Genomic DNA, 23,676 nt, shown 5'->3' on the forward strand with positions numbered 1-23,676 from the left:
TACTCAGTTCTCTTTATATCCTCCCCCCAGTGCCTGGTACAATGACACCAGATACAGCAGTGAACTACCCTCCGCCTGCGTCAACTGGTTTTCGTACGTCAGTAGCGAACGGAGTGCATCCAGTACATTCTGGAAAGGACTAAGCCCCTGTTTATAAAGCTCTAGAGAGAGTTTCAGCGTCTCTTCTCCCTGATTTCGTACTTCCCGGAGGGCGACAATCTGCTTGATGGAATTCCGGTAATTATTCATCGCATTGTCCGTTTCCTGTACAGCGGTAAGCACGGTTTCGTTGAAGTTATGCACCGCTTCATCCAGTTGTGCACGTGCCTGTTTGGTAGCATTCACCAGCTTTGTTCCGCTGAACAGTGTCCAACTGAGGGTCGGGGCTATTTCAAATGTCATGCTTTTCCGTTGGGTCAGGTCTTTCAGATCCCGGGCGGCATATCCTACAGATCCTTTCAGGAATACTTGTGGCAGCCAGTCGCTTTTGCTGGCTCCCAATAGTGCGGCTTGTGCATTAACCAGTCTTTCGGCCTGGCGCACATCGGGACGACGGAGCAATAAATCGGCGGGTAATCCTACTCCAACAGGTTCCATGTAGTCGGGCAATTTCCCGATTCTTTCCAATATGGGGCGTATTTCCTGCGGATAAGTTCCCAGCAGAATAGCCAGCGAGTTGATGTATTGGCTGATTCCGGATTCCAGTTGCGGAACAGATGCTTTAGTGCTGAAATACACTGATTTAGCCTGTGCTACATCCAGTTTCGATACAAGTCCCGTGTTGTAGCGTACTTCGGTGATGTTGAGCACTTCCTCCTGCGTCCGGCAGTTATGCATTACCACCTGCAGTTCTTGTTGTAGCTCCCGCAAGTTGATGTAGGCCGAAGCGACTTGTGCGCATAGGGATATCTGTACGGAGATGTACTCTTCACGGCTGGCTTGGAATGATTCCCGTTGTGCCTTCACCCGTTGCCGGATGCTTCCGAATATATCCAGTTCCCAACTGGCATTGAGTGACGCATCATAATAATGCGTGATGGATTGGGGCAATTCGGTAGTGTTGCCACTGCTTTGCTGGCGGAGCCATCCGCCATTTAAAGTAATAGAAGGGAAAAAATTACTGCGCTCCATCCGCAGGCTAGCACGTGCCTGTTCCATGCGGTCTATAGCTGCAAGTACGGAATAGTTTTCGCCGGATGCCACGCTGATTAGCGAGTCCAGCATCGGGTCGTTGAATGCTTTCCACCACTGGTCGTCTACCGGTAATATTTGTCCGCCGAATAAGTTGTCATTCGCGGATGCCATGCTAGAATTAGCGGTTCCTGCGGAAGTAGGGACCGTTTTAGAGTTCGGAGCCACCGTATTCCCCCAGCCTCGGGGCAACGGTTTTTCCAAATAATGGTTGCCATTCTGTGCCGTGACGGCGGAACATAGGCACGATAAGAGCAGCACGCTGCCCCAAGCTTTAATCTTCATAGGTTTAGGTTGTTTTTGTGATACAGGCTTCATAACAACTTGGAACTCTATTTGTTTAGAGAAGATTAGGGAGGTATAATGGGATTCTGGCAGATGAATGTGGGTTGGTGTGAGTGATCTATAATTGAAGAAATGAATTAAAGATTGCTGATAGACTTTTGATAGATTATTGGTAATCAATAGATTGTATTTACCGGGTATTTACTACAGAGTGTAAAAGCATTTACTTCAGGATGTAACGACCTTTACCGCCTATTGTAACGACTTTTACCTCCTATTGTAACGACCTTTACCTCGGCATGTAAATGGAGTTACCGTGCGGGGTTAACAAAGTTACCATTTGGGGTAAACAGAATTTTCATGAAAGGAAACGATTGTGTACTTGTATAGTGTGTCTTTTCCTAATTTAGCTAGACGCTTTTTCTGTTTATAAACGATATCAGTAGACGGTTCTTTAGAATATTGTACTGATCCAGTAGTCACTTCTTCCGAAGTCATGCTGATATAGTAGACACAGCAAAGTTCTTTTTTACCAATAGGAGAAAAATAATTTAGTAATAGGCTAATAATAAATTGGAAAATAAATTATCATTTATTTGTATATTGAAAACATAAAAAGCCCCTGCAAATAAAAACTTGCAGGGGCAGACATTTCTTTTTGAGTAACTTATGGATTATTCCGCAGTCTTTCTTCTTCTCGTTGTCTTTTCCTTTACCTCTTCCTTGTGTTCGAGGGTTACACCAGCCAATTCCGGGTCAATCATGATACGTCCGCAATACTCGCAAACGATGATTTTCTTACGAGAACGGATATCCAGTTGTCTCTGGGGCGGGATTTTGTTGAAACAACCACCACAAGCATCACGTTGTACATATACGATACCCAATCCGTTGCGAGAGTTCTTACGGATACGCTTGAAAGATTGGAGCAAGCGCGGTTCGATCTTAGTTTCAAGTTCTTTGGCTTTGTCTCTCAGCTTTTCTTCTTCTTGCTTAGTTTCAGCGATGATTTCATCCAGTTCGTTCTTCTTAACGTCCAGGTCTTTCTGTCTTTCATCCAACGCTTCTGTGCTCTTTGCAGCTTCAGCAGATTTCTCCTGTTCCTGTGCAGCGAACTCTTTGATTCTCTTATCGCAAAGCTCCATTTCCAGAGTCTGGAATTCGATTTCTTTGCTCAGGAAGTCGTACTCATGGTTGTTGCGTACATTCTCTTGTTGTTCCTTGTATTTTGCGATAGAAGCTTTTGAAGTTTCAATCTCCACTCTCTTGGTAGCGATGGCGGATTTCAGTTCGGCTACTTCTGCCTTAATTCTGTCGATACGAGTGCTCAGACCGGCGATTTCATCTTCCAAGTCCTGTACTTCCAGCGGAAGTTCACCTCTTAAAGTCTTGATTTCATCAATCTTAGACAACATAGTCTGCAACTGGAACAGGGCTTTCAACTTCTGCTCCACGGTCAATTCCTGAGGATCTTTTTTTGCTTCTTTAGCCATTTTACTTATAAATATTTTATGGGGTTGGTATTCACTTTGCACTGTTGCAGCGCAAGGTTAGGAAACAACTCCCGGATTATTGTATAGAATATTTCTTTTGTATATTGTTCGCTTTCGTAATGTCCTATCTCTGCCAACAGAATATCCGTATCGTGTCCGAAGTAATCGTGATACTTGATTTCTCCGGTGATGAACACGTCTGCACCGTTGCGTATGGCAAGCGGCATCAGGAATGCTCCGGCTCCTCCACACAGCGCCACGGTCTGTATTTCACGTCCGGTCAGCTTATTATGCTTCAGGCAGCCTACTTCAAAGGTCTTCTTGATGCGTTTCAGGAACTCCAACTCCGTTTCCGGTGTTTCCAGTTCTCCGATAACTCCTGCCCCAGCCTGTGTCCAGCTATTCTGCAAAGGAAATAGGTCGAATGCAGGTTCCTCATACGGATGGACGCTCAGTAGAGCTTTGATGACTTCCGATTTCTTGTAGGCAGGTAATACGGTTTCTATCCGCACTTCCTTTTCCGTATGCAACTCTCCGATGCTTCCACAGAACGGGTGGCTACCCTCCTGGGCGCGGAAAGTTCCCTCTCCTTCTACATTGTAGCTGCATGCGTCGTAGTTTCCTATACAACCGCATCCGGCTGCAAACAAAGCCTTACGAACATCTTCCGCCTGTGCTGTGGGTACAAAAGTCACCAATTTTACCAAAGCATTCTCTTTGGCTTCCAGCACACGTACATTACTCAATCCTATTTTCTCGGCAATCTTGAAGTTCACACCTCCCGGAGCATTGTCCAGGTTGGTATGTGATGAGTAGATTACGATATCATTCTTGATTGCTTTCATGATACAACGCTCTACATAGTCCCTGCCCGTAATGGATTTATACCCTTTGAATATCAGCGGATGATGGGATATGACAAGATTGTACCCTAACGTAATCGCCTCGTCCAGCACGGCTTCAGTGACGTCAAGACACAACAAAGCCCCTGTTGCTTCCGCTTCTGTCAATCCGATTTGCAGGCCGGCATTATCAAATCCGTCTTGCAATGGCAGAGGCGCGAACCGTTCAAGGGCGCTTACTATCTCCTTAATTCTCATGTATGCGAATAGAAAATTTCGGTGCAAATATAGTAAAAATGCACTGAATAGCTGTTCGTTTTACTCTTTTTTTATATATTTGTTCGGATAATTGTAAAACTCTATACCATGAAAGCATTACTTTTTCCGTTTTTCGTTTTATTATGCATTCTTTTCTCGTGCCAACCCTCACCCAAAGCCCAGGATGGCGACGAAGAGGATGCACAAGAGGAATTTGTGGATACTACGCCGAAGGCTACGGCTATTTTCTGGATAGATAAGAATAAGAAGCTACCCAGTTATATGTCTGGAAAACCGGTTCCCATACGTACCTTAAAGGCGCAAGTTGAAATAGATACGGTAGGAAGTGTTGAGGTGCTTTCTTATGTGAAGTCACAGACAAAATCTGTAGAAAGGCATATCAACTGGTGTCTTGAGACGTTTAAAGTAAAGAAAGTACTGATGGATAGTGCTTACATTAAGCCGGGTATACAGTATGTACAGCTTCGTTACACTCCGTCCAAAATGAAAGATTAACGTTTTTTATTCTTTTCCTTCTTCTCTACCATAACTTCCAGCAATTTTCCGTTAGCATCGAACGACTTACGCGATGCCAGCGAGATGGTAATCATCAGTGAAAGCATGGATGCCGTGAAGGTTATCACCATAATCATCATCTGATATTTGATGGCAACATTCGGACTACTACCTCCCAGGATTTGTCCGATCATTGTGCCGGGCAGTGCCACCAGACCCATAACGGCAATATTGGCAATTAACGGACTAAAAGATTTTATGATAGCCTGTTTGATAAAAGGCGCCTGTGCTTCTGCCTTTGTGGCACCATTGCCAAGCAGATAGCGATACAATTGCTGTTCCCGTTTCAATCCGCTGTAATAGGCATTCAGCGCAACAACATTGCTGGATAGCATGTTTCCCATCAGGATACCGAATATCGGAATAAAATACTGGGCACTGAACACATTTTCCAGCCGTAATACAATCGCAATGAAGTACATGCCGATGCAGACAACGCTGCATAAAAAGCCGATGGAGATAGGAATAAACAGTATTTTCCGTTTCAACTGGGTGCGTGCCAAAGCGGTTTGTGCGGCGACGAATATCATAATAATCACCCACAGGAAGTTGATCCACGGGTTATTCCACAGAAACAAGTATTTCAGGTAGATACCGATAAAGAAAAGTTGTACAATCATCCGTGCGATACCAATCACGGTAACCCATAATAACCCTGTCCTGAACTTCCACAAATAGAACAGCGGAATGAGCAACAGCAACAATCCGATGGCTAAACTGGTATATGATATGTCGATAGTTCCCACTTTGTTAATCTCTTAGTTACAATGTTATCATCTGGTTGCATCCTTGCGCAAATCCCTGGTCGTGAGAGACGGCGAGGATGGCACTTCCCTCCCTCATCCGTTTCCGGAAGAAAGCAAGTACTTTATCCGTAGAGTCCGAATCTAGTGCGGAAGTCGGTTCATCCACAATCAGTAGCGGCTTTTGCATCAGGGTGGCTACGGCAATCATGATACGTTGCCGTTGTCCTCCGGAGATTTCATTTACACGTTTATCGTACAATTCCTCTTCCAGCCCCAATTCATCGAAGCAGGCAAATAGTTTGTCCAGTGAAAAGGGGGTATTCCGGTTAGCTTTCAGATTGAAAGGGAGTTGCACCATTTCCTTCACCCATTCCGATGGAAGTGCCAGTTCTTGCGGTATCCATGCCACTTGCCTGCGAATTTGGTCGATAGTTCCTTTTTCCAGTAAAATGCCGTTGAGGGTGATGCTCCCTGCTTTGAGAGGTACAAATCCTAAAACTGCATTCAGCAAGGAGGTTTTTCCCCGCCCCGATTGTCCGGAAATACAGGCGATTTCCCCTTCGTGCAGTTGTAAGCAAAAACCGGAAAAAAGTGTATCTGCTCCGAAAGCGATGCATGCGTTGTCTATCTGAAGTATAATCTTGGTCTCCATTTGAAAGCAAATATAGAAAGGAATTCTGAGAAAACGGTGGATTATTAGCTGAAATCAGTATCTTTAAATAAGATAAGCTGCATTTCGGCATAACTTTTTCATGCAAGCATGAAAGTTCTGCACTCAATTTGCATTATCTTTGCTATCAGTTTTTAATAAAAGTGAGAATTATGATACAGAACGAACGTGCAAGCCGCCACGAACATGTGTTGGACGTGGCAAGGCAGATGATGACTGCTGCCCGTACCGCTCCGAAGGGAAAAGGTGTAGATATAATTGAAATAGCTATGGTCACCGGAGACGATTTAAAAGTATTGTCGGACAAGATGGTTGCTATGGTGGAAGAACACGGAATGAAGTTCTTTTTGCGGGATGCCGCCAACATTTTGCAGGCTGAATGTGTAATTATAATAGGTACGCGCGAGCAGGCGCAAGGATTGAACTGCGGCCATTGTGGTTATCCCACTTGTGCGGGACGCCCTGAAGGTGTGCCTTGTGCCGTGAATTCGGTTGATGTAGGTATAGCTATCGGTTCGGCTTGCGCCACGGCGGCCGATTTGCGTGTGGATACCCGTGTGATGTTCTCTGCCGGACTTGCTGCGCAGCAATTGGAGTGGTTGCCGGGATGCAGATCCGTGTATGCTATTCCGGTCAGTGCTTCGACCAAGAATCCGTTCTTTGACCGCAAGCCGAAAGAAGAAAAGAAAGAATGATAAATATGAGTGATAAGTTCAATGCTGTTTTACCTGCCGAATGGGCGCCGCAAAGCGGAATACAGCTGACTTGGCCCCATGCCGGAACTGACTGGGCACATATGCTTGCGGAAGTACAAGCCTGCTTTGCCGCTATCGCACGCGAAATAGCCCAACGGGAATTGCTTCTGATTGTAACTCCCGAACCGGAGGAGGTCAAAAAGCAGATTTCAGCTACCGTCAATATGCAGAATGTCCGTTTCATGGAGTGTGAAACGAATGATACCTGGGCGCGTGATCATGGCGCAATTACCATGCTGGATGCAGAAGGTGTTTTGATTCTTGATTTCATGTTTAATGGCTGGGGGCTGAAATTCGCTTCAGATAAAGATAACCTGATTACCCGTCAGGCTGTGGAAGCCGGTTTCCTGAATGGGCGGTATGTTAATCGTCTGGGCTTTGTCTTGGAAGGTGGTTCCATTGAGAGCGACGGTTTGGGAACATTGCTCACCACGTCCGAGTGTTTGCTTTCTCCCAATCGTAACGGACAGATGAGCCGCGATGAAATCGAAGAATATCTCTGTTCTGTATTTCATCTGAAACAGGTACTTTGGCTCGATCATGGGTATTTGGCAGGAGATGATACGGACAGTCATGTCGATACGCTCGCTCGTCTTTGCTCACCGGATACTATTGCCTATGTGCAATGCACCGATACGCAGGATGAACATTACGAAGCTCTACATCAAATGGAAGAGCAACTGAAAACCTTCCGTACTTTGAATGGAAACCCCTATCGTCTGTTGGCATTACCTATGGTAAACAAGATTGAGGAAGAGGGCGAACGCCTCCCCGCAACGTATGCCAATTTCTTGATAATGAATGATGCGGTGCTTTATCCTACTTATCGTCAGCCGGAGAATGACCAACGTGCTAAAGAAATGCTTCAAGTAGCTTTCCCGCATCACGAGATAGTGAGCGTGGATTGCTGTGCATTGATAAAGCAGCATGGATCGTTGCATTGCGTGACGATGCAATATCCAGTGGGAGTGATGTAAGCGAAAGTTAAGTACCCTAATAATTTAGAATAAGATATAAAAGTACTAACAAATGAGAGACGCAACAAAAATAAACGATTACTTCTATGGCGCAAAGACATTATTTATTATTCCTTTGTACCAGAGGAAATATGCATGGCAACAAAAACACTGCTTGCGACTTTTTGAAGACTTAAAAAAAATTCATCGAGATCATTTGCATAGCCATTTTTTTTGGAAGTATTGTTTCAACAAAAGCAAGCGAGACAGAAGATAACTTATTAATTATTGATGGTCAACAACGTATTACGACACTATCTGCTATGGCATATTTAGCAACCAAAAATTACTGAATATATGAAGCAGATGGCAAAGAAAGAACCAAAATTGCGGAAGGATGTTATGTACTTAGTTCATCAAGTACCAACACTAAACGCTCTATTCTTAATTTCCTTTTTAAGAGTTGTGAAATACCTTCTGGTGTGCTCGAATTAGAGTTAACCCCACTTGCGGACAAACTAGTAGAGGGAATAGAAGAATAGTAAGAAATGAATCTATTTCATTTACGATGAATGCATAATGCACTTCAACAGAGATATACAAGAAAGTAACTTATGGAAAAAGAGCCAGAAAAGATATTGGAAACAAAGTATAACCAAGCCGTACAGACTATCAAGACCGCCATCTTGCAAAGTCAGTATCAAGCTATAAAGTTGATAAATAAAGAACAGTTGATCAGAGCGTAACTTAAAGAATATGGGCACGTTCTATGAAGAATGGCAATTGTTAGAAAACAATTTGGTAGTTACAACTGCCGAATTTCAATAGTAATAGGCTTTACCCATCATACTGCCATCCTGTCGCAAGTAAAAAATATGGGAGAACGGTGCTTCTATATCAAAATTTGTGCTACAGAGCTTCTGAAAGTTGATACATTGAAAAAAGTTATTATAAAATGCTCTCTCTTATTATATGATACTAAAACTGATCTCTTTGTCAAGTTGTCTCTCTAAAAAATGAAAATAAACAAAAAACGAATATGAGTATGAGAAAAATAAAAGTCGGAATTATTCAGCAAGCCAATACAGCAGATCTTCGTACGAACCTGATGAACCTGGCTAAAAGCATAGAAGCCTGTGCTGCACATGGTGCGCAATTGGTTGTATTACAGGAGCTACACAACTCCCTGTATTTCTGTCAGACTGAAAACACGCAACTGTTTGATCTGGCGGAAACCATTCCCGGCCCTTCCACCGGATTTTATTCCGAACTGGCCGCTGCCAATAAAATCGTATTGGTAACCTCCCTGTTTGAGAAACGTGCCCCGGGACTCTATCATAACACCGCCGTTGTTTTTGATCGTGACGGAAGCATTGCCGGAAAATATCGCAAGATGCATATCCCCGACGATCCGGCCTATTATGAAAAGTTCTACTTCACCCCCGGAGATATAGGTTTCGAACCTATCCAAACTTCTCTCGGAAAGCTGGGTGTACTTGTTTGCTGGGATCAGTGGTACCCTGAAGCTGCCCGCCTGATGGCATTGAAAGGTGCCGAATTATTAATCTATCCCACCGCCATCGGTTGGGAAAGCAGTGACGCCGATGATGAAAAGGCACGCCAGCTCAACGCTTGGATTATCTCCCAGCGTGCCCATGCCGTAGCTAACGGACTTCCTGTTATCTCCGTTAACCGTGTCGGTCACGAACCCGATCCGTCCATGCAGACAAATGGCATCCAATTCTGGGGAAATAGTTTTGTAGCAGGTCCGCAAGGAGAATTCCTTGCACAAGCCGGAAACGACCGTCCGGAAAATATAGTAGTGGAAATAGATATGGAACGCTCGGAAAATGTACGCCGTTGGTGGCCTTTCCTACGCGATCGCCGTATCGATGAATACGGTGGATTGACGAAACGTTTCCTCGATTAAAATGCAATTCAATAAAAGTGCGATAAAGCGCAGCAAAACGAAGTTTGATAAAGTGTTAACGGAATGTGATTCTCCTGTTCATTATAAAATTCACGCCTCCGTAGATAAATAGTCCTAGGAACTGAGCCAGGTATTCATCACAATTCAGTACCTCGACCAACACTACCAAGAATAGGAATTGCGCCAGATACGCCATTCCGAAAGCGATAGAAAAGAGCAACACCTGCCTCCAGGTGCTGCTCTTCTTTTCTTTATCATCCAAAGGGAATATCCAGTGCTTGCACCAGATAAAATTATGAGTCTGTGCAATGACGTAAGCAGTTATGTTAGAGAGCATATAGTCAATGTCCAGTTCATCCATCATCAGCCAGATGACTGCTGCTATAATCAGGGCATTCAGCGTACCGATTATTGCAAAACGGAAGATGCGTCTCGACTCTCTCACAACAAACTAACCTACTCTTATTCTTTAATATCTACAATCAGATTCAGTTCGTCCAACTGAGACGGATCAAGTGCCGCGGGAGCATCCAGCATCACGTCACGTCCACTGTTATTCTTCGGGAATGCGATGCAGTCACGGATACTATCCAATCCGGCAAAGAGAGATACCCAACGATCAAGACCATATGCCAGACCGCCATGAGGAGGTGCACCGTATTTGAATGCATTCATCAAGAATCCGAATTGCTCTTCTGCTTTTTCAGGAGTGAATCCCAAGATTTCGAACATCTTTGCCTGCAACTTCGGATCGTGGATACGGATTGAACCGCCACCAACTTCCACACCATTGATTACCATATCATAAGCATCTGCACGTACAGCTGCCGGATCAGTGTCCAATAAAGCAATGTCTTCATCCTTAGGATGGGTGAACGGATGGTGCATAGCCATCAAGCGGTTTTCTTGTTCGCTCCATTCAAACATCGGGAAGTCTACCACCCACAGGCATGCAAATGTATTCTTATCACGCAGTCCCAACTGGCTACCCATTTCCAGACGAAGCTCGCAAAGTTGCTTGCGTGTCTTCATGGTGTCGTCGCCGCTCAAAATCAGAATCAAGTCACCCGGTTTGGCACCGAAAGCTTCTTTCACCTGTTGCAGTACTTCCTGCGTATAGAATTTGTCAACGCTTGATTTTACATTTCCATCTTCCTCTACACGGGCATAAACCATACCTTTTGCACCGATCTGCGGTCTCTTCACGAATTCCGTCAGTGCATCCAGTTGTTTGCGGGTGTATTGTGCGGCACCTTCGGCACAGATACCACCGATGTATTCAGCGTTATCAAATACAGAGAAGCCATGACCTTTCAGTATGTCCATCAGCTCCACAAACTTCATACCGAAGCGCAAGTCGGGTTTGTCGCTACCATAATATTTCATGGCATCCGCCCATGCCATACGCTGGAACTGACCTTCCAATTCCACACCGCGGATTTCTTTGAACAGATATTTCGTCATACCTTCAAACAGGTTGATGATGTCGTTCTGTTCCACGAAAGACATTTCACAGTCTATCTGAGTAAATTCCGGCTGACGGTCGGCACGAAGATCCTCGTCACGGAAACACTTGGCAATCTGGAAGTAACGGTCGAAACCGGATACCATCAGCAATTGTTTCAAGGTCTGTGGGCTTTGCGGCAAAGCGTAGAACTGTCCCGGATTCATGCGTGAGGGTACCACAAAGTCGCGTGCACCTTCCGGAGTAGAGCCTACCAGTACAGGAGTTTCCACTTCGATGAAGCCTTGGCTGTCCAGGTAGCGGCGTACCTCAATGGTCATTCTATGGCGGAGTTCCAGATTTCTACGTACCGACGGACGACGCAAATCCAGATAACGGTATTTCATGCGGATATCGTCGCCACCATCCGTATTATCTTCGATGGTGAACGGAGGTGTCAGGGCTGCATTCAGCACATTCAGTTCCGATACGATGATTTCAATATCTCCGGTCGGGATATTGGCATTCTTGCTGAAGCGTTCGTTCACCGTTCCTGTAATCTGAATGACGAATTCGCGTCCCAGGCGGTTGGCGTTCTCGCAAAGTGCGGCGTCCACCTCTTCGTTGAAAACTAACTGGGTGATACCGTAACGGTCGCGGAGGTCAATAAATGTCATGCCTCCCATTTTGCGGCTGCGCTGCACCCAACCTGCCAGCGTTACTTGCTTATTGACATCGGAGATACGAAGTTCTCCGCAGGTGTGTGATCTAAACATCTTTATTTACGTTTTACGATTTACATTCTACTATACTCGGCTGCATTGCCAGAATGCATGCACGCTATAAATAGCCTACAAAAATACAGATTTATTTTATAAAAAACTCAGATTTTCGTTAACTTCTTAATCTGCTCTTTACTCTTATCCAATATCATCTTATTCTTATGCACAATCTCCTCATTGATCTGCTTCAGACCATTTATATAATCCTGGGCCCGTTGCAATACATTCGAAGAGTCTTTTTCGGCATACCGGGGGATGATTACCTGCAATCCTTCTTTGATTACCTTCACATCGATGTTTTCCCCCATCATCATTGGGTCTCCGTCAAAGTGCACTACCCCCGGTTTGGTACGGTGGATGCGCAGCGTCTGGCAACGGAAAGTTTTGATGCGGCTATTTTGGTCTATAGTCTTATTAAACAGTTGGAAAGAAAGGGAGGGCACATCCAGCACCGTGAAAGGCTCAAGGATGGTCACGTCCAGTAATCCGTCCGTCAGCATGGCCTGTGGAGCTATGTACGCATTGTTTCCGTATTGCGAAGCGTTGCCGCAGGCTATCAGGAAAGCTTTATACTTTAAGGTACCGTCTTCCGTTTCCAGTTCGTAAGTTTCAGGTTGATACTTCAAGCTCTCCAGCAGAGTCTTTTCTAAATAAGTAAGAGGCCCTCTCCTGCCTGCCTTTGCAAACTTCAGGCTGACAAAAGCATCAAAACCCACACCGCAGGTACAGAAGAAAGGCACCTCATTGATTTTTCCGTAATCAATGACGTCTATAATTCCTTCGTTGATGATTTCTATCGCCTTTTTGGGCTCCATTGAAATTTGCAGGTGGCGTGCGAGTCCGTTTCCCGAACCACACGGAATGATGCCCAATGCAGTTTTTGTATGCACCAGCGAACGGGCTATTTCGTTGATCGTACCGTCACCGCCAATAGCCACTACAGCATGCACATTCTCCTTTGCTTTTTGTGCAGCAATTTCAACAGCATGTCCGGCATATTCGGTATAGATTACCTCCTGGGCATACTTTGCCTTATCCAGCTTTTCATCGAGCAGATGGAGGATTTGCTCTTTGCTCTGCGTGCCGGATTTCGGATTTATAATGAATGATATTTTCTTTTTTTCTTCGTCCATGCAAGGGTTGTTTCACTATGCAATTTTATAAATGGCAAAAGTAATACAAATACTTGAATTTTTAACCATAGAGTGGGCTTTAATCCATGGGCAAATATATTTTTTAGTAAAAAAAGAACAGATAAGCACATATTTTGCTATCTTTGCCCCCTGTTTTCAAAAGGCTTGTAATTAAGAGTTAAATATTTCATATTATATAATAAACATTTCATGGGATTACTACAAGACAAATTGGCGAAATACGACCTGCCACAGCAATATATGGCAATGGGCGTATACCCCTATTTCCGCACAATTGACAGCCATCAGGATACTGAGGTGTTGATGGATGGTAAAAAAGTCCTGATGTTCGGTTCGAATGCTTATACAGGACTGACTTACGATAAAAGAATAATAGAAGCCGCAAAAGCTGCCACAGATAAATACGGTACAGGTTGTGCAGGTTCCCGTTTATTAAATGGAACTCTTGATATACATGTAGAGTTGGAAAAAGAACTGGCTGAGTTTGTCGGAAAGGACGATGCACTCTGTTTTTCCACCGGATTTACTGTAAATGAAGGTGTCATTCCGCAATTGACGGGACGTAACGATTACATTATCTGTGACGATCGCGTGCACGCTTCCATCGTAGATGGTCGCCGCCTCTCCTTCTCAACTCAATTGAAGTACAAACATAATGATATGGCCGATCTGGAAAAAGAACTCCAGAAATGCGAGCCGGATGCTATCAAACTGATTGTGGTGGATAGTGTTTTCTCTATGGAAGGCGACCTTGCCAACCTCCCCGAAATTGTACATTTGAAGAAAAAATACAATGCCAGCATCATGGTGGACGAAGCACACGGATTGGGTGTATTCGGAAAACAGGGACGCGGTGTTTGCGATCATTTCGGTGTGACGGATGATATCGACCTGATTATGGGTACGTTCAGCAAGTCACTGGCTTCTATCGGTGGTTTCGTTGCCGGAGATGCTTCGGTAATCAACTGGTTGCGTCACAATGCCCGTTCTTATATATTCCAGGCAAGTAACACGCCTGCTGCTACGGCGGCTGCCCGTGAAGCTCTTCACATCATTATGAATGAACCGGAACGTCAGCAACGTTTGTGGGACATCACCAACTATGCATTGAAGAAATTCCGTGATGCCGGTTTCGAAATCGGTGAAACTGAATCTCCTATCATTCCATTGTATGTGCGTGATGCGGAAAAGACATTTATCGTAACTAAGATGGCGTTTGATGAAGGCATCTTCATTAATCCGGTTATTCCGCCTGCTTGTGCACCGCAAGATACGCTGGTACGCGTAGCATTGATGGCTACTCACACCAAAGAGCAGGTAGACTATGCTGTTGAGAAGTTGACGAAATGTTTCCGTGAACTCGGAGTGATTGAATAAGGATTTTCCTGAAATCAGATAAAATGAAAAGAGACTGTCTTTATGAAGGCGGTCTTTTTTTTGTGTATCTTTGCCATCTGAAAATATTAACTTAATACTAAGAAATAAATGTCTAATACCCCCTCAGCAGCATTTTCAGATACCAAGGCGCATTACGATCTTCTGGACGGACTTCGTGGTGTAGCGGCTCTTATGGTAATATGGTATCATATATTCGAAGGCTATGCTTTTGCAAGCGATACTATGATTACAACGTTCAATCATGGATATTTGGCCGTGGATTTTTTCTTTATCCTTTCAGGTTTCGTTATCGGCTATGCCTATGACGACCGTTGGGGTAAGAGTCTCACAATGAAAGATTTCTTTAAGCGTCGTTTGATACGTCTTCATCCTATGGTGATAATGGGGGCTGTTCTGGGTGCTATTACATTCTGTATTCAGGGTTCCGTGCAATGGGATGGAACACATATCGGCATCTCCATGATAATGCTGTCTCTGATCTGCACGATATTCTTTATTCCCGCAATGCCGGGCGTAGGTTATGAAGTTCGTGGCAACGGTGAGATGTTTCCGTTGAACGGGCCTTGCTGGTCGTTGTTCTTCGAGTATATAGGTAATGTTCTTTATGCCTTGTTAATCCGTCGCTTATCCAATAAGGCACTGACTGCGCTCGTTGTATTGTTGGGAGTGGCATTGGTGCTATTCGCAGTTTTCGATGTTTCCGGTTATGGAAATATAGGTGTAGGCTGGACGTTGGACGGTGTAAACTTTGGCGGCGGGCTGTTGAGGATGCTGTTCCCGTTTTCCGCGGGTATGCTTATGTCGCGTAACTTCAGGCCTATGAAAGTGAAAGGCGCGTTCTGGATATGCGCCATCGCATTGGTCGCTCTGTTCTCGGTGCCCTATCTGGAAGGTGCGGAGCCGATCTGCGCGAATGGTGTTTATGAAGCGTTTTGTATTATCGTGGCTTTCCCCGCCCTTGTATGGATAGGAGCGTCAGGAACTACGACGGATAAAAAGTCAACTCAGATATGTAAGTTCCTGGGAGATATTTCTTATCCGGTTTATGTGATACATTATCCGTTCATGTATCTGTTCTATGCATGGCTGATTAAAAATCAACTCTTTACTTTGGGAGAGACCTGGCAGGTTGCTTTATGCGTTTATGCCTTGAATGTAGTGTTGGCTTACCTGTGCTTGAAGCTGTATGATGAGCCTATACGAAAATATTTGGCAAAACGGTTTTTAAAGAAGAAGTGATATTCTGATAGCATCAGCACTGTGGTTCTGCTAATAAGAATAGATCGACGGTGTGTCTTTTGTTACGGATTTACAGTTTTTCTTATCATCTTGCTTTGATATTGAAAGTTTTTTAGTATGTTTGCCGCATTATTAATGAAAAACACGTCTTTTCAATGAAAAAGCAAGATTTCCTGTTTATTATTCTGGTGGTGGTAGTCTTTCTACCCTTCTTTTTGAGTGACGCGGTTTATGACTGGTATAAGTCGTTCAATGCCGCGCACGGCATGGTGATGAGCTTTCTGAAGTTTGCCATTCTGTCTTCGTTGGGCGAAGTGCTGGGATTACGAATCAGTGCGGGAGTGTACAACCGGAAGGGTTTCGGTATTATTCCGCGCATGGTGGTGTGGGGCATACTAGGTATGGGTATCAATGCCGCTATGATTATCTTTTCAAAAGGTGTGCCGCAGTTCATGGAGTATATGGGAATGGCAAATGCCGCCGCAACGTTTACAAGTGAAACGATGTCTTTCGATAAGGTGCTGGTGGCGCTGGCCATATCGGTAACGATGAACACAATCTTTGCTCCGGTATTCATGACTTTCCATAAAATAACAGATACGCATATCCTGATGTGCGGCGGTTCTATTAAGAGTCTTGTCACTCCTATCCCGATGACAAAAATCATCACCGGACTGAACTGGAACGTTCAATGGAACTTTGTCTTTAAGAAGACAATCCCGTTCTTCTGGTATCCTGCACACACCATTACTTTCATGCTTCCGCCGGATATGCGTGTATTGTTCGCGGCATTGCTGGGCATTGTGTTGGGAGTATTGCTGGCAGTGGCGGCACGGAAATAGTTTTTTTTATTACCTTTGCTTCTTGCAAAACGAAAATAGATGTATGAAACTATATAGTAAGCAGGAAGCAATCGCACGCATGAATAGGCTGGCAGGCTCTTCAAAGTCGTTTATCTTTCTGATTGATTATTCGCAGGAACAGGTTTATGTGGAAGAGACGGCAGAGGTCTCACCGGAGGAGTTGATATATAACCTGAATGGATTTACGAATGAAACGGTTGTCGGTTTAACGGAAGAATTGCTTCCGGAGAGTTTGCCGGAACAGATAGAATGGATCTCCCACCCTGTTTCTTTCCAGGAATACAGTCGTGCTTTCGAACATGTGAAAAAGAATATTCTTGCCGGAAACAGCTTTCTTACGAATTTAACTTGCCGGACTCCGGTACAAACCAATCTGACTTTAAAGGATATATATTGTAACTCCCGTGCTTTATATAAAGTATGGGTAAAGAATCGTTTTGTAGTTTTCTCTCCCGAGATTTTTGTTCGGATAAAGAAAGGTATTATCAGCTCTTATCCCATGAAAGGTACGATAGACGCTACCCTGCCCGATGCCGTACAAACCTTGATGAACGACGGGAAAGAAGCGGCGGAACATGCTACGATTGTGGATCTGATCAGGAATGATCTGAGTATTGTGGCATCTCATGTCCGGGTGGAGCGTTATCGCTATATAGATGTGTTGCAGACAAATCGGGGACCGATATTGCAGACCAGTTCGGAGATATGCGGTGAACTTCCAGAAGATTACAAACGGCAGTTAGGTGATATTCTTTTCAGTATGTTGCCTGCCGGTTCTATTACCGGTGCACCCAAAAAGAAGACGATGCAGATTATTCGTGAAGCTGAAGGATATGAACGGGGATTCTATACGGGAATAACCGGATATTTCGATGGAGACAATATGGATAGTGCCGTGATGATACGTTTTGTGGAGCAAGAGGCGGACGGAATGTATTTTAAAAGCGGTGGTGGCATTACTTTCAAGAGTGACGCCCGCAGTGAATATGAAGAAATGAAACAGAAAATATATGTGCCGATTTATTGAAACGATACAAGTACGTGACGGTAAGTTGCAGAACCTTGCCCATCACAACCGTAGGATGAATGAGACGAGACAGGCGGTTTTCGGAATGGCGGATCAACTGGATATTCTGGATTATACAGGGGATTGCCCTGAAAGCGGTTTTTATAAATGCCGGGTAGTTTATGGCAGAGAAGTATGTGAAGTGGCATTTTCCGCTTATACAATGAGAACTGTACGTTCACTCCGGTTGGTCGGTTCGGATACGATTGATTATCGCTACAAAAGTACGGACCGGAAGGAACTGGAAGTATTGTATGCCCTGCGTGGCAATCAGGATGATGTATTGATTATCAGAAATAATCTTTTGACGGATACTTCCATTGCTAATGTGGCGTTAGAAAAAGAGGGAGTCTGGTATACACCGAGGACTCCCCTATTGAAAGGCACAAAACGTGCGTTGCTGTTGGAACAGGGGGTACTGACGGAATGTGATATTCCGTCAGATGAGATTTCTTCCTATTCACACATCGCTTTATTTAATGCGATGATTGATTTTCAGTCTCTGGTTCTGGAGATTAACCGGGATACGGTTATTCGTACTTGATACTATCTACCGGATTATTTCTTGCTGCCCGATAACTGTTCAGGCATACTGTGAGCAGGGTGATGCAGACAGTGAAGAACAATGGAAGCAGGAAATGAAGGATACCAATGTGTACATGGTAAGCAAATTGTTGCAGCCAATAATTCATCAGATAGCAGACCAAGGGTACAATGAGTAAAAACGCTATACCTATGTAGTAAAGGAACGGGCGATTGACAAGCCATAATATTTGCCCGAATGATGCACCGTGAATCTTCCGAATTCCTATTTCGCGTATACGTTGCTGGATAGCATAATGGGTGATGCCGAACAATCCGAACAGTGTGAGGAACAAACTGATTGATGCATACATCAGCAGGATGCGGGAAAAGTCGGTGACTTCCTGATTATTGGAGATCAGTACCTGATAAGGGTCTTCATAATTGAATGGAGTACCGGGGTATTTCTTCTCCCATAATCCGCGAAGATGATTGATAACAGCTGTGCGATCTTGTTCGTCAAACCGTAAGGTCAATGTGGTATAGTTATCTTGTGGCGTTTCGTGCAGAATCATTCTCAGTGGAAACACATTGTTTGTGAGCGAATATTTCTTGAAATCTTTCATGACACCGATAATAGTACCTTTCTCACTCTTTTCGGGCACGTATTTAGAGATAGGTTGTCCCACCGGGTATTCTCCTTCGGGCACAAGATAGCGAATGAAGGACTCGTTGATGATGACCGGCACAGAGGTACGGAGTAATAAATGGAATGTTTGTTTGGCATCCAGCAAGTCGAAATCGTATATATTCAGGAAGTCCGGACAGTTTTCATAAAGTTCAAGCATCAGAAGGTCATTCTTCTCACCATTTTGGCGGGGAACGGCCATACTCATGGTATAAAGGCCTGATTGGGAAGATACAACAGACTTCACTCCGGGGATGGATTTAATGTCTTCTATCCAAGTAGATAAAGGGGATTGCCGGGAGTCGCCGATTCCAAACTCAACGATTCCTTTGTAGCGGCTTCCCTCCTGTTCTATCAGGTCCATCTGGCTACGGATTATCATAAAAGCACTTAGCAGTCCGATAGAAATCATGAATTGTAAGGTGACCAGTGCCGCTACAATGCGCTGTTTTTTACGACCTGTAAAGAAGTTGCGGTAACGGCTTTCGGACAAGGTCTGTATCTTCCGGCTCATGTATTCTGCCGGAACAACGGATAGAATGATGACAAACAGCAAGATAACAGGGAATACCTGAACGGAGAAAAGATAGGAGAACGACAGATGCGCGGATATTGCTGCATTGAATACTGCCAACAGGTCGCTCATCAACAGAATGGATAACAAGAACGCTGCAATCACCATCAGGAAAGTATCGGCAAAGAGGTGCCAACGGATTTGACGGTGGCTTGCACCTAAAAGGCTTTCAATGTGCAAGGTGCGTATTTGTTTCAATAAGCGTGAAAAACTGAGGTTGATATAGTTGAAGCAACCTATGAACAAGATTAATAAAGCGGATAGCAGGCCGACGCTTAACAGGGCCTTCTGCCGATGCTCGATACACTGGTTGCTATCTTGTGTGGTAGTGGTAAAATAGGATTCCTGTAAAGTCTGGGTACGATAATACCCTTTGCCTAATAAAGTAGGAAGCTCGGTTGTCTCGAAGCGTTGGCGAAAGGCGTTGAGGTCTGTTCCTTCTTTGAGCAGTATTGAACAGGTAGTTCCTTCCGGACTTTTGAGATGCTTGAGCAAGTCTGCCCGCAACATGCTTTGTGATGGCAGACGGAAGACGGCGGCAATACGGTAGGCACTTTCGCTGGATTGGGGGATCTCCAGCAGCTTGCCGAGACAGTCGGTGGTACCGAAACAACGTTCGGCCAAAGCTTGACTGATGGCAATGGTTCCCGGGTGAGTCAATACTTCTTCTATTTTTCCTGCAAAGGTTTCGATGGGGATAAACTTGGGCAATGCGCTGTCTGCCGATAGCAGGTTCAGTTCGGAATATTCTTGGTCGCCCACACGGATTTTTGTGTGAGTGATAGCTTGTGTGCGTAATGAAGCTTCTATCTCTGGGAATTGTGAGATGATTTCGGGGACAGATTCGTGGTATACGAATGTTCCCTGCATTTCTTGTTGCGCGAAAGGTAGTGTTTGTGTCAGCCGGAGGATGCGGTCACGGTTGGGGTTGTTATATTCGATGTTGTATTCGTATAGGACGAAGGCTGTCAGTAGATTGGTGCAGGCGATACCGATAACCAGACTGACAAGAGAAATAGTGACGAACAATTTATTTCGCCACCAGCTACGCAGGATAAACTTCAGAATGTACATGTTTTTTGATTATAATGTTAGTAGGGTACTTCGGGGTTGTCAAGGTATTACTTTGAGGAGGTCAATGCAGTACTTTGACGTCCTCGAAGTACTACATTGACGTCCTCAAAGTGACGCCTTTTGAAACCTTCTGATGTACAGATAGTTATGAAAAGAGATGTAACTATCTGTTTTATTTACAAACTCACTTCTGTCACCACCTGTCCGTCGAACAGATTAATGATACGTCCTGCAAAACCGGCATCGTGCTGTGAGTGGGTTACCATGACGATGGTAGTTCCTTCTTTGTTCAGTTCATTCAGCAGTTCCATCACTTCTTTACCGTTCTTTGAGTCCAGATTACCGGTAGGCTCATCGGCAAGGATCAGTTTTGGATTGGCTACTACGGCACGGGCAATGGCCACACGTTGCTGCTGACCACCGGAGAGCTGCTGCGGGAAGTGTTTGCTCCGATGTGTAATGGCCATGCGTTCCATAGCTGTTTCCACGCGACGTTTGCGTTCGGCGGAAGGAATACCCATGTAGAGCAACGGCAGTTCGATGTTTTCGTATACATTCAGTTCATCAATCAGGTTGAAGCTCTGGAATACGAAACCAATGACACCTTTACGCAGGCTGGTACGTTGTGCTTCGGTGTATTTGGAGACTTCCTTTCCATTGAGGTAGTATTCTCCGCCCGAAGGATTATCGAGCAAGCCGAGGATATTCAGCAATGTAGATTTACCGCAACCGGAAGGTCCCATGACTGCGACGAACTCGCCTTCTTTCACTTCGATGTTTACATTGTTCAAAGCCCATGTCTGCACTTCTTCTGTCTTGAAGATTTTCTGCAGGTTTACTGTTTTAATCATAATAGCGATAATTTTAATTAGTAATATTGTTTATTCATTTTTTATTATCTCGGCCGGATTGATATGCATGATCCGGTAAATTTTGTATGCTGTAGTAAGGAATATCAGTAAAGCTATACTGAAGAAGATTGAAATGCCCCACTCCCATCCTTGTATACAATGTACCGGAGGACCATCCATTGATAGCAGCATGGTTCTGACCAATGGATAGGCAATTGCAAAGGCCAACAGGAAGATAACCAGATAGACTTTTCCGAAGATTCCGGCGATAATCCACGGAGTAGCTCCATTGATTTTGCGTATGGCAATTTCTTTCTGCCGGCTGACTGTATCCATAGAAATGGCTGAATAGATACTTAGCACGACTAATAAGACGCTGATAACGGCCAGTACCGTCATCGCAACCTGGGTGATATATATAGATCCTTGGGTGGTTTGTTTATTATCAGCCAGCGTACGGATTTCGAGTGGCAAAGTGTCAGGAACATATTTCCGACAGATATCAGTGATACGACGGATACCTTTGTCGGAGCCTGTTCCGGGTGCAAGTTTAAAGTAGAAATTTCCGAAACTGTTGCCGGGAAAGAATACCGAACCGATGACTCCTTCTTTCTGTGATTCTTTATAGAGCGCTTTGAAGGTACCTATGATGCGATAACTCTGTCCATTAAGTTCCACCATGCCTTGCACACTGTCTTTATCCAGTTGCTGTTTAAAGCTTTCGCTAACGTAAATGCTTCCTTCCGCATCTTCGCCTATTTCTTTCCCTTGCATCGGGATATTTAGAAACTTAAAGTAGCTCGGAGAACCTTCCGTAAAGGCAATTCGCGCTTCCGACTGGTCTGCTTTCTTGTAGGTGTGCATGAAGAAAAATCCGTTTTGCATATTGTCCATCATGGGTAGCATCTCGACGCACTCCGGTAGAGCTTGGATATCGGTTAATATCGGATTCAAATGTTGCCCCATACGCTGGCTGTTTATTTTCAGGGCGATAATGTCATCCTCCTCTTGGGAAGTAAGCGGGCTATAAGCATGTCCCCAAATTTCATCCAATACCAAATGGATACCGAGCGTGCCGCTTACGAAAAATATCGAAATACTGAGTTGAAACCACATCATGACCGAACGGAAGATGTGGCGACTGCGGTTGTTATTGACTTGGCTGATAATGCTTACCTGCCGTAATCGGCGGATGGGAAACCATATCACCAGCATACATACAGGGAGGAGTGCGACATATATCCGGAACTGTACAGCATAAATTGCAGCCAGTGAAAATTTGGGTAAGTCGTACGTCGGTATGTATGTCTCGGCAATATTTATGGCTACTTCCGTCAGCACCAGTGACAGAAGAAAAGCGATGGACATCATCCAAAATACCTCAGCGAAAAGAAGTAGAAACAGTCCTTTTAACTCCGAACCCATACATTTACGCAACGCCACTTCACGTTGGCGGTTGTAGAACATCTGAATGATGAATTTGAGGAAGTTTATCAGGCCTGAAACCAAGATAAGCGAAGCGACAAACAGTATATACAGTTTCGCATTCTCCCAAGCCTTATCTTGCCGCATAGTAAAGTATGCGTGAGGATGCACCGTATGCTCGTCCCGCTGCCACGTTACCGACTGCAGATTTTTGTTCAAGGTTTCTATATCTGTCTCAGGAGATAAATAGCCGCCTACGCTTATCGCGTCATTAGATAAGATTTCATAAGAGAAGTAACAATCTGCTTCCCGGATGCGTAAGTCATTGTCTTTTACTACATTCACCACCCTGAAGTCTTGTATCGAGTTCTCCGGTATGTTTTTAGGATTAGAGAGGTGTATGATGGAGCCGATGGGGTTCCTGTTACCATAGGCTTTACGTGCGAATTGTTGTGACAGGACCACTTCATCCGGTGCCTTGGGTAAACGGTTACCATACAATAATTTCCTGTCATTGTATGCGAAGTAATTGGCATTGATTCCTTTATAGCGTATCAGGAAAGGCAAATTGCGTTGTTCGTCATCAATGACTTCTATCTCTGTAGAGTTGCCATAAGAGTGGATAGTAACACATTCCAAACCATCGACTGTTTGTTCTTCCATCCGCTTCACTTCATGACTGCGAAAAAAGGAACTTTCGCTTTGGCTGATTTCTATTCTTAGCCGCCGTTCACAGTTGGGCAAATCGGCAAGCTTTTCCTGTTGCTGAACAAAAAAGCATATCAAAGCGTAGCATACGATTCCCACCGCCAGGCAAATGGCGGAAATCAGACTGTGAGTTTTATACTTCAACAGGTTTCGGAGCGATATCTTCAAATAATGTAATACCATTGT

23 protein-coding genes are annotated in these 23,676 nt (G+C 44.5%); 12 read left to right on the plus strand and 11 right to left on the minus strand.

Annotated elements, in window-relative coordinates:
* Positions 1-3: 3 nt before the first annotated feature.
* From VYM24_RS17580 to VYM24_RS17590, 3 genes are all read right to left on the minus strand, one after another.
* On the minus strand, positions 4-1,476 hold the full coding sequence (locus tag VYM24_RS17580) for a TolC family protein (protein WP_330940507.1): 1,473 nt from the start codon (positions 1,474-1,476) through the stop codon (positions 4-6).
* 674 nt (positions 1,477-2,150) lie between these two features.
* Positions 2,151-2,969, minus strand: coding sequence for a zinc ribbon domain-containing protein (locus tag VYM24_RS17585; RefSeq protein WP_330940508.1), 819 nt, complete (start codon positions 2,967-2,969; stop codon positions 2,151-2,153).
* A gap of 5 nt (positions 2,970-2,974) precedes the next feature.
* Positions 2,975-4,069 carry a Nif3-like dinuclear metal center hexameric protein gene (locus tag VYM24_RS17590; protein WP_330940509.1) on the minus strand — a complete coding sequence of 365 codons (1,095 nt, stop codon included), beginning with the start codon at positions 4,067-4,069 and terminating at the stop codon, positions 2,975-2,977.
* 108 nt (positions 4,070-4,177) lie between these two features.
* Here VYM24_RS17590 and VYM24_RS17595 point away from each other — a divergent pair, with 108 nt between their 5' ends.
* Positions 4,178-4,585 carry a DUF4891 domain-containing protein gene (locus tag VYM24_RS17595; protein ID WP_291551272.1) on the plus strand — a complete coding sequence of 136 codons (408 nt, stop codon included), beginning with the start codon at positions 4,178-4,180 and terminating at the stop codon, positions 4,583-4,585.
* On the opposite strand, the gene VYM24_RS17600 is transcribed toward VYM24_RS17595, so the two are convergent.
* Together VYM24_RS17600 and VYM24_RS17605 are read right to left on the minus strand one after the other, a co-directional pair.
* The gene (locus VYM24_RS17600) at positions 4,582-5,391 is read right to left on the minus strand and encodes an ABC transporter permease (RefSeq protein ID WP_291551274.1); all 810 of its coding nucleotides are present in this window, start codon (positions 5,389-5,391) and stop codon (positions 4,582-4,584) included. The genes VYM24_RS17595 and VYM24_RS17600 overlap by 4 nt on opposite strands.
* A gap of 16 nt (positions 5,392-5,407) precedes the next feature.
* Positions 5,408-6,028 (minus strand): ABC transporter ATP-binding protein, encoded by a 621-nt coding sequence (locus VYM24_RS17605; RefSeq protein ID WP_291551332.1) that lies wholly within the window; start codon positions 6,026-6,028, stop codon positions 5,408-5,410.
* A gap of 185 nt (positions 6,029-6,213) precedes the next feature.
* Between VYM24_RS17605 and VYM24_RS17610 the strand changes: the two genes are divergently transcribed.
* From VYM24_RS17610 to VYM24_RS17635, 6 genes are all read left to right on the plus strand, one after another.
* Positions 6,214-6,756, plus strand: a complete 543-nt coding sequence (locus tag VYM24_RS17610; protein ID WP_007662536.1) for a ferredoxin domain-containing protein — start codon at positions 6,214-6,216, stop codon at positions 6,754-6,756.
* Complete coding sequence (locus VYM24_RS17615) at positions 6,753-7,793, plus strand: agmatine deiminase family protein (protein WP_330940510.1); 1,041 nt, start codon at positions 6,753-6,755, stop codon at positions 7,791-7,793. The genes VYM24_RS17610 and VYM24_RS17615 overlap by 4 nt, the downstream gene beginning before the upstream one ends.
* Positions 7,794-7,845: 52 nt before the next feature.
* Complete coding sequence (locus VYM24_RS17620; RefSeq protein ID WP_330940511.1) at positions 7,846-8,049, plus strand: DUF262 domain-containing protein; 204 nt, start codon at positions 7,846-7,848, stop codon at positions 8,047-8,049.
* The gene (locus tag VYM24_RS17625) at positions 8,015-8,125 is read left to right on the plus strand and encodes a hypothetical protein (RefSeq protein ID WP_330942269.1); all 111 of its coding nucleotides are present in this window, start codon (positions 8,015-8,017) and stop codon (positions 8,123-8,125) included. Before VYM24_RS17620 ends, VYM24_RS17625 begins: the two co-directional genes overlap by 35 nt.
* A 261-nt stretch (positions 8,126-8,386) precedes the next feature.
* On the plus strand, positions 8,387-8,518 hold the full coding sequence (locus VYM24_RS17630) for a hypothetical protein (protein WP_291551281.1): 132 nt from the start codon (positions 8,387-8,389) through the stop codon (positions 8,516-8,518).
* A 299-nt stretch (positions 8,519-8,817) separates the two neighbouring features.
* The gene (locus tag VYM24_RS17635; protein WP_117706299.1) at positions 8,818-9,702 is read left to right on the plus strand and encodes a carbon-nitrogen hydrolase; all 885 of its coding nucleotides are present in this window, start codon (positions 8,818-8,820) and stop codon (positions 9,700-9,702) included.
* 55 nt (positions 9,703-9,757) lie between these two features.
* Here the strand turns inward: VYM24_RS17635 and VYM24_RS17640 are convergent, their stop codons facing one another.
* From VYM24_RS17640 to VYM24_RS17650, 3 genes are all read right to left on the minus strand, one after another.
* Complete coding sequence (locus VYM24_RS17640; RefSeq protein ID WP_291551283.1) at positions 9,758-10,147, minus strand: GtrA family protein; 390 nt, start codon at positions 10,145-10,147, stop codon at positions 9,758-9,760.
* Positions 10,148-10,164: 17 nt separating this feature from the next.
* On the minus strand, positions 10,165-11,922 hold the full coding sequence (gene aspS / locus VYM24_RS17645; RefSeq protein WP_291551285.1) for an aspartate--tRNA ligase: 1,758 nt from the start codon (positions 11,920-11,922) through the stop codon (positions 10,165-10,167).
* Positions 11,923-12,029: 107 nt separating this feature from the next.
* Positions 12,030-13,061, minus strand: coding sequence for a diacylglycerol/lipid kinase family protein (locus tag VYM24_RS17650; protein WP_061438087.1), 1,032 nt, complete (start codon positions 13,059-13,061; stop codon positions 12,030-12,032).
* 210 nt (positions 13,062-13,271) lie between these two features.
* Between VYM24_RS17650 and spt the strand changes: the two genes are divergently transcribed.
* The 5 genes from spt to VYM24_RS17675 all read left to right on the plus strand — a co-directional run bounded on the left by spt (position 13,272) and on the right by VYM24_RS17675 (position 18,192).
* Positions 13,272-14,459, plus strand: a complete 1,188-nt coding sequence (spt, locus tag VYM24_RS17655) for a serine palmitoyltransferase (RefSeq protein ID WP_291551287.1) — start codon at positions 13,272-13,274, stop codon at positions 14,457-14,459.
* Positions 14,460-14,567: 108 nt separating this feature from the next.
* On the plus strand, positions 14,568-15,719 hold the full coding sequence (locus VYM24_RS17660) for an acyltransferase family protein (RefSeq protein WP_330940512.1): 1,152 nt from the start codon (positions 14,568-14,570) through the stop codon (positions 15,717-15,719).
* A gap of 155 nt (positions 15,720-15,874) precedes the next feature.
* Positions 15,875-16,561: a hypothetical protein gene (locus VYM24_RS17665; RefSeq protein WP_291551290.1), complete on the plus strand. Its 687-nt coding sequence runs from the start codon at positions 15,875-15,877 to the stop codon at positions 16,559-16,561.
* Between the two features lie 43 nt (positions 16,562-16,604).
* A complete protein-coding gene (locus VYM24_RS17670; protein WP_330940513.1) occupies positions 16,605-17,609 on the plus strand; it encodes an aminodeoxychorismate synthase component I in 1,005 nt (334 codons plus the stop codon).
* The gene (locus VYM24_RS17675; RefSeq protein ID WP_330940514.1) at positions 17,593-18,192 is read left to right on the plus strand and encodes an aminotransferase class IV family protein; all 600 of its coding nucleotides are present in this window, start codon (positions 17,593-17,595) and stop codon (positions 18,190-18,192) included. Before VYM24_RS17670 ends, VYM24_RS17675 begins: the two co-directional genes overlap by 17 nt.
* Here the strand turns inward: VYM24_RS17675 and VYM24_RS17680 are convergent.
* The 3 genes from VYM24_RS17680 to VYM24_RS17690 all read right to left on the minus strand — a co-directional run bounded on the left by VYM24_RS17680 (position 18,179) and on the right by VYM24_RS17690 (position 23,673).
* A complete protein-coding gene (locus VYM24_RS17680) occupies positions 18,179-20,506 on the minus strand; it encodes an ABC transporter permease (RefSeq protein WP_330940515.1) in 2,328 nt (775 codons plus the stop codon). The two genes, VYM24_RS17675 and VYM24_RS17680, sit on opposite strands and share 14 nt — an antisense overlap.
* Before the next feature lie 176 nt (positions 20,507-20,682).
* Positions 20,683-21,357 carry an ABC transporter ATP-binding protein gene (locus VYM24_RS17685; RefSeq protein WP_007218531.1) on the minus strand — a complete coding sequence of 225 codons (675 nt, stop codon included), beginning with the start codon at positions 21,355-21,357 and terminating at the stop codon, positions 20,683-20,685.
* 30 nt (positions 21,358-21,387) lie between these two features.
* Positions 21,388-23,673, minus strand: coding sequence for an FtsX-like permease family protein (locus VYM24_RS17690; protein ID WP_330940516.1), 2,286 nt, complete (start codon positions 23,671-23,673; stop codon positions 21,388-21,390).
* Positions 23,674-23,676 lie beyond the last annotated feature (3 nt).

The organism is Bacteroides sp. MSB163 (genome assembly GCF_036416795.1).
In the GTDB taxonomy this organism is placed as follows: domain Bacteria; phylum Bacteroidota; class Bacteroidia; order Bacteroidales; family Bacteroidaceae; genus Bacteroides; species Bacteroides maternus.